The organism is Myxococcus sp. AB025B, assembly GCF_006518215.1.
Classification (GTDB): domain Bacteria; phylum Myxococcota; class Myxococcia; order Myxococcales; family Myxococcaceae; genus Myxococcus; species Myxococcus fulvus.
Window position 1 is genome coordinate 1 of the sequence record NZ_SRLW01000429.1, and the last position, 6,298, is coordinate 6,298.

The 6,298-nt window shown below is 69.6% G+C and carries 5 protein-coding genes; 3 read left to right on the forward strand and 2 right to left on the reverse strand.

Features of this window, described 5'->3' with window-relative positions; genetic code table 11:
• Both FL311_RS39850 and FL311_RS39855 read left to right on the forward strand, forming a co-directional pair.
• A partial coding sequence (locus tag FL311_RS39850) for a pitrilysin family protein (RefSeq protein WP_141332870.1) occupies positions 1–1,527 on the forward strand: 1,527 nt, incomplete at its 5' end.
• A gap of 76 nt (positions 1,528–1,603) precedes the next feature.
• The gene (locus FL311_RS39855) at positions 1,604–3,688 is read left to right on the forward strand and encodes an OmpA family protein (protein WP_141332871.1); all 2,085 of its coding nucleotides are present in this window, start codon (positions 1,604–1,606) and stop codon (positions 3,686–3,688) included.
• Between the two features lie 510 nt (positions 3,689–4,198).
• Here the strand turns inward: FL311_RS39855 and FL311_RS39860 are convergent.
• Complete coding sequence (locus tag FL311_RS39860; RefSeq protein ID WP_141332874.1) at positions 4,199–4,711, reverse strand: TlpA disulfide reductase family protein; 513 nt, start codon at positions 4,709–4,711, stop codon at positions 4,199–4,201.
• A 62-nt stretch (positions 4,712–4,773) separates the two neighbouring features.
• The gene (locus FL311_RS39865; protein ID WP_141332872.1) at positions 4,774–5,850 is read right to left on the reverse strand and encodes a CFI-box-CTERM domain-containing protein; all 1,077 of its coding nucleotides are present in this window, start codon (positions 5,848–5,850) and stop codon (positions 4,774–4,776) included.
• A 101-nt stretch (positions 5,851–5,951) separates the two neighbouring features.
• On the opposite strand from FL311_RS39865, the gene FL311_RS39870 reads away from it, so the two are divergent.
• Positions 5,952–6,233: a hypothetical protein gene (locus FL311_RS39870; protein ID WP_141332873.1), complete on the forward strand. Its 282-nt coding sequence runs from the start codon at positions 5,952–5,954 to the stop codon at positions 6,231–6,233.
• The last annotated feature ends 65 nt before the right edge of the window (positions 6,234–6,298 follow it).

Sequence of the window (6,298 nt, forward strand, 5' to 3'; positions counted from 1 at the left end):
CCCGAGGCCCCCGCGCCCGAGGCCCCCGCGCCCGAGGCCCCCGTCCAGGCGGCGAGCACGCCTCCCACCGAGGTCCCCGCGGTTCCGCTCCAGCAGCCCAAGCCGCTGGAGCTGGTCGTCCTCGCGCGCCCGGGCACGCCCATCGTCACGTTCCGGCTCGTGTTCCACTCGGGCTCCATCGACGACCCGAAGGGCAAGGAGGGCCTCACCGCGCTCACCGCCACGCTGATGGCCGAGGGCGGCACGCAGAAGCTCACCTCCGCGCAGCTGCTCGAGACGCTCTTCCCCATGGCCGCCGAGCTGGACGTCGCCACGGACAAGGAGTTCACCACCTTCTCCGGTCGCGTCCACAAGGACTTCCTGCCGCGCTACCTGGAGCTCTTCACCGACGTGCTGCTCGCGCCGCGCTTCGACTCCGCGGAGCTCGAGCGCCTGCGCGCCAACGCCATCAGCGACGTGGAGAACGGCCTGCGCAGCGCCAATGACGAGGGGCTCGGCAAGGTCGCCCTCGACGCGCTCCTCTACGAGGGCCACCCCTACGCCCACTACACCGGCGGCACCGTCCAGGGCCTCAAGGCGATCACCCTCGACGACGTGAAGGCCCACGCCCAGCGCGTCTTCACCCAGGACCGGCTCGTTGTCGGCCTGGCCGGCGCGGTGGACGATGCGCTCAAGGACTCGCTCCTGTCGCGTCTTGGGGGCCTGCCCGCCTCGGGTGCGCCGCGCGTGACGCTGCCCACCGTGCCCTCCACCGCCGGGCGCGCGGTCATCATCCAGAAGCAGACGCTCTCCACCGCGGTCAGCATGGGCTACGTCAATCCCGTGCGCCGCGGTGACCCGGACTTCTTCCCGCTCGCCTTCGCGCTGTCGCACCTGGGAGAGCACCGTCAGTCCATCGGTCTGCTCTTCACCGAGCTGCGTGAGAAGCGCGGCCTCAACTACGGCGACTACGCCTACGCCGAGCACTTCATCGAGGACCCGGGCACCACGTACAACCGCACCAACATCGCGCGCACGCAGCAGGACCTCACCGTGTGGCTGCGCCCGGTGGAGCCCGCCAACGGCATGTTCGCCACGCGCGGCGCCGTCTACTACCTGGAGCAGCTGGTCAACGCGCCCATTCCCCAGGAGCGCTTCGACCTGATGCGCGGCTTCCTCCAGGGCTACTCGCGCCTGTGGGAGCAGACGGACCCGCGCAGGCTCGGCTACGCCATCGACTCGCTCTTCTACGGGACGCCGAACTACCTGGAGCAGTACCGCCAGGCCCTCACGAAGATGACGCCCCAGTCCGTGCAGGAGGTGCTGCGCCGCAGGCTTCACCCCAGCGCGCTGTCCTTCGCGTTCGTCACCCAGGACGCGCAGGGGCTCGCCGACGCGCTGCGCGCAAGCCCGCCGTCCCCCATCACCTACGCGTCCGACAAGTCGCCCGAGCTTCTGGAAGTGGACAAGTCCATCGTCCCCTTCAAGCTCCCCGTCCGAGCGGACGCCGTCACCATCGTTCCCGCGCAGTCATTCATGGAGAAGTAGCGCGAGGCTGTATTTCGGCCCGGGGGGTGGGTCATTTGTTTCCGCCCCTCGGGAGCCGATGGTATGAGCTGCCATCATGCGAGGCACCAGCTCCGGCCCTTTCTCCTGGTGGCGGCCCCTGCGCAGCTCCGTCGCCCGACTCGCCCTGCTCGGCCTCGTTCTGGCCTCGGTAGCGGCCCACGCTCAAACAGACCCCTTCACGCGCGGCTTCGACGCCGTGCCCAACAAGCCGACCACCGCGCAGAACAGCGGCATCGCGCTCGAGGGCACCTACGGCGGTGAGCCCGTGGGTAGCTTCCGCGGCGCGCTGCTGTTCGACTTCAACTGGCGAATCCTCGCCCTGAAGCTCGGCGACGAGAAGCTCGGCGACCTGCTGCCGTACCGGCTCGATGCGCACCTGCTGTTCGCCTATCAGCTCCACGAGCGGTTGGAGATTGGCGTCGACCTGCCCGTCACCCTCCTGCAGGGCGACAACTTCAAGCTGCTGCGCGACGCGCTCGACGCGCCGAACTTCCCGGGCGCGGCGGGCGTCAGCCGCACAACGCTCGGGGACCTCCGCGTGGTGCCTCGCGTGCACCTGTTGGACCGCGAGAAGTTCCCGGTGGGCCTGTCGCTCATCGCGGAGGTCCGCGCGCCCACCGGCTCCGCGGACAGCTTCACGGGTGAGCGCGGCTTCCTGTTCGCGCCGCGCCTGGCGGTGGAGCAGCGCTTCGAGGTGCTGCCCATCCCCATCCGCGTCGTCGGCAACGCGGGCGTGCGGATCCGCAAGGAGGCCCAGTACCTCAACCTGCTCGTGGATGACGAGCTGACGCTCGGCGGTGGTGTCATCGCGGAGCTGCCGAACATGGGCCGCTTCACGGACGTGCAGGCCACGGCCGAGATGCACATCGCCACGCCGCTGGTGCGCCCGTTCAACTTCGACCAGTCCGACACGCTCAAGACGCCGTGGGAGGTGCTCGTGGGCGCCCGCACGAAGGTCTGGGGCAACTGGGGGCTGGAGCTGAACGTGGGGCGCGGCATCAACCTCACCACGGGCTATGGGCGCGAGGCGCTGCGCGTGATGTTCGGGCTGCGCTACGACCAGAGCTTCGTGGACTCGGATGGAGACAACGTGCCCGACAACCGGGACCGCTGCCCCAACGAGCCCGAGGACAAGGACGGGTTCATGGACAGCGATGGCTGCCCGGACCCGGACAACGACGACGACGGCATCGTGGACGGCGAGGACAGCTGCCCCAACGTGAAGGGGACGAAGGAGCTCAAGGGCTGCCCCGAGGTGGACACCGACGGCGACGGAATCACGGACCAGTTCGACAAGTGCCCGGACAAGCCCGGCCCGAAGGACTACGACGGCTGCCCGGACACGGACGGCGACGAGGTGCCCGACAACGAGGACGACTGCCCCGACATGTTCGGCCCGCCGGAGAACAACGGCTGCCCGTTCGACTCGCCGCCGTACGTGTTCGTCGAGTCGGACCGCATCCGCATCAAGGGCAACGTGCTGTTCGAGACGGGCTCGGCCGTCATCCAGAAGCGCTCGTATCCGCTGCTGGACGAGGTGGCCACGGTGCTGCGGAAGAATCCCACGCTCGGACCGGTGCTCATCGAAGGACACACGGACAACCGCGGCTCTCGGCAGCTCAACATGGGCCTGTCGGACAAGCGGGCTCGCTCGGTGCTCGAGTACCTGGTGGGCAAGGGCATCGACCGCAAGCGCTTGAGCTCGGAGGGCTTCGGGTTCGACCGGCCCATCTCGACGAACGACACCGCCCTGGGTCGCGCGAAGAACCGCCGCGTCGACTTCCGCCTCATCCGCTCCGAGGTGGAGACCGAGGGTCGGGAGACCGTCGTCCCCGCGGGACAGCAGCCTCCAGCGGGCAAGGAGGCTCCGGCGACGAAGCCTCCCGAGGGTGGCGCGAAGAGCGCGCCCGCGACTCCGCCTGCGACGAAGCCTCCTGACAGTGCGGCGAAGAGTGCGCCTGCTCCGGCGACGAAGCCTCCTGAGAGTTCTTCGAAGCCTGCGCCCGCGACGGCTCCTGCGGCGAAGACGGCGCCGGCTGCGGCTCCGCCTGCGACGAAGCCTCCCGAGGATGCTTCGAAGACGGCTCCGGCGACCAAGGCACCGGAGAGCACCCCGAAGCCGGCGACTCCAGGGAAGTAACCCGCCTCACTCGCGGCGCCGCGAGACCTCAGCGTCTCGCGGTGCGCCGCGTGTTCAGGGGCGTTGCTCGATGCATCCGAGCCGGCGCATTCATCCCGTGCGCCGCAGCGCAGTCCTGCCTGCGCGTCCGCTCGCTGCTTCCGCGTGGGCTCGTCGTCCCAAGCGCAGCAATCTTGCTTGCGCATCCGCTCGTTACATCCACGTGGGCTCGTCGTCCCGAGCGCAGCAATCTTGCTTGCGCATCCGCTCGTTACATCCACGTGGGCTCGTCGTCCCGAGCGCAGCAATCTTGCTTGCGCATCCGCTCGTTACATCCACGTGGGCTCGTCGTCCCGAGCGCCGCGGTCCTGCCTACACATCCGCTCGTGGCCCCCTCATCGGCGCGTTCGTCCCGAGCATTGCGGTCCTGCTCGCGCATCCGCGTGTTGCGCGCGTGAGGCATCACGCTGAGCGCCGCGCCCCAGCCAGCGCCCGTCGAGGCATCCACGAGGGACGCCAGGCCCTCCCCCGCTACTGCTGCTTGAGCGCCCGCTCGATGCGCCGGCGCAGGGCGTCCTCGGACAGGGCGCCGCGCTGCGCGTCGGTCACCTTGCCCTCACGGTCCAGGAAGTAGAGCGTCGGCAGCGCGTTCACCTCGAACGCCCGCGCCATGTCGTCGTCCGCGTAGACGACGTAGGGCTTCAGGTCCGGCAGGTGACGGCGGATGAAGTTGTCCACCAGCTTCGGCGCCATGTCGCCGTCGTCACGACTCGCCGCCAGGAAGACGAGCCCCTGCGACTCGTACTCCTTCGCCAGCTTCACCAGCGCCGGCATCTCCTCGCGACACGGCGGACACCACGTCGCCCAGAAGTCCAGCATCACCACCTGTCCCCGCAGCTCCTCCAGCTTCAACACGCCGCCCTCGTGGCGCTTCATCTCGAACGAGGGCGCCGCCGCGCCATCCGGCACGAGCTGCGAGCGACGCGCCTCCAGCACGCCCAGGTACACCACCCCCGCCAGCCCCAGTCCGGCGAGCAGGGCCATGAACACCTTCGTCCCCACGCCCGTCGGCTTCACGGGCGGCGGCGCGCCGATTCCTTGCTGCGTCACGAAAATCCACTCCTGGTCAGGCGGTCATGCACCTGCCTCAACATCCAGCGCACTCCGCTCCGCGCCACCGGCCTGCGTGACACCCACCGCGCCACGTCCGGGCCGAAACGATAGTAGCCACGGATGAACCCGCGCCCGAGCACACTCTTCCTGAGCACGTCGTCCCGGTACGCCCGGAACGCCACCAGCTCCGGCGCCCCCTCACCGAACGCCACCGTCGCCACGAAACACGAGGACGCCGGACTCACCCACATGAGCCGCTGGTTGGTGAGGTTCACCACCACCTTCAGCTCCCGCGCCTCCGTGTACAAGAAGCCGAGCAAGTCGCGCCGCGCCGCGGGGAACTCCTGTCCGCTCGCCTCCTCGAACTCGATGCGCGACGAGTTGGTGGAGCCCACCTCGTCCACCGTGAAGAAGTAGCGCTTCGAGCTGCGCCGGACCTCCACCTCCAACCCGCGCAGCTCACCGAAGTACGCGAGGAACGGCGTGCCGCACACCGGGCACACGAAGCGGTTGTACGCGTGGTTCGTCAGGAAGGCGTAGTCCCCCACCCGCTTGCACCCCGTGTTGGGGCACACCAGCTTCACGCTCGCCTGCGGCGCGGGCCGGGGGTCGTACCGCGAGCCTCCCGACGTCTTGTCGAACACCGGCGGAGGCCGTGGCGGTGACGTCACCAGGTGCCGCGTCGGATGCGCCGCGCGCTCCAGCTCCTGCGCACGTCGCCACGCGGTCTCCGCCGCCTCCAGCCGCCCGCCCGCCGTGTGACACAGGGCCTCGCCGTGCGCGAGCAGCGCCGCCACCAGCTTCTCCAGCGCGGGCGCCATCGAGGGCTCACGCCCCGCGGCGAGCGCCTCCGCCAACACCTTCTCCATCTCCGGCAACAACGCCTGGGCGGCCTTGCGCGAAGGGTCCTCGGCCCGCCGGTACACGGGGGGCTCGGGGATGCGGGTGAACAACGCCGACGCGGACGCCCGGATACGCTCCACCACCGCGTCTCCACGTCCCACGTCCATCTGCGCCGCCCGCGTCCGGGCGGCCTGGAAGAGTTCTTCGGGCTGCAAGCCCGCGGACATTAAGTGCCGTCCGCCCCCCTGTCAGCGCGGATGACACACCCCCGGTCGGAAACTGGCCACGCGCCGCCACCTCATGTAAGACGACGTGGGAGGCTGTGAGCATGGGAGCTTTGAAGTTCATCGTCTGGACGGCTTGCGCGGTGGGGCTCGGCATCTTCCTGTCCTCGGGGCAGGTGGACGGCAGGACGCCGCTGCAGCACATGGAGCGGACCTGGAAGCGCGCCGTGAAGCCCGACACCGTTGAGCGGATGAAGGAGGGGCTGGAGGACGCGTACGAGGACGCCAAGGGCGCTGTCTCGCGCTCGACGGATGCGGCCCCGCGCGAGCGGATCACCGCGGAGGACCGCGCGGCGGTCAACCGAATCATCGCCCAGAAGAAGTAGCCTGGCGGACAGGCCCGCTTCCGCGACACGACTCCCCTCCCTAGGTTGCACCCGGTGGATGGGCG

Excerpts from the sequence above, each read along its gene's own strand:
- FL311_RS39855 (WP_141332871.1), top strand. The coding sequence starts at position 1,604 with ATGCGAGGCACCAGCTCCGGCCCTTTCTCCTGGTGGCGGCCCCTGCGC.
- FL311_RS39860 (WP_141332874.1), bottom strand. The coding sequence starts at position 4,711 with ATGGCCCTGCTCGCCGGACTGGGGCTGGCGGGGGTGGTGTACCTGGGC.
- FL311_RS39865 (WP_141332872.1), bottom strand. The coding sequence starts at position 5,850 with ATGTCCGCGGGCTTGCAGCCCGAAGAACTCTTCCAGGCCGCCCGGACG.
- FL311_RS39870 (WP_141332873.1), top strand. The coding sequence starts at position 5,952 with ATGGGAGCTTTGAAGTTCATCGTCTGGACGGCTTGCGCGGTGGGGCTC.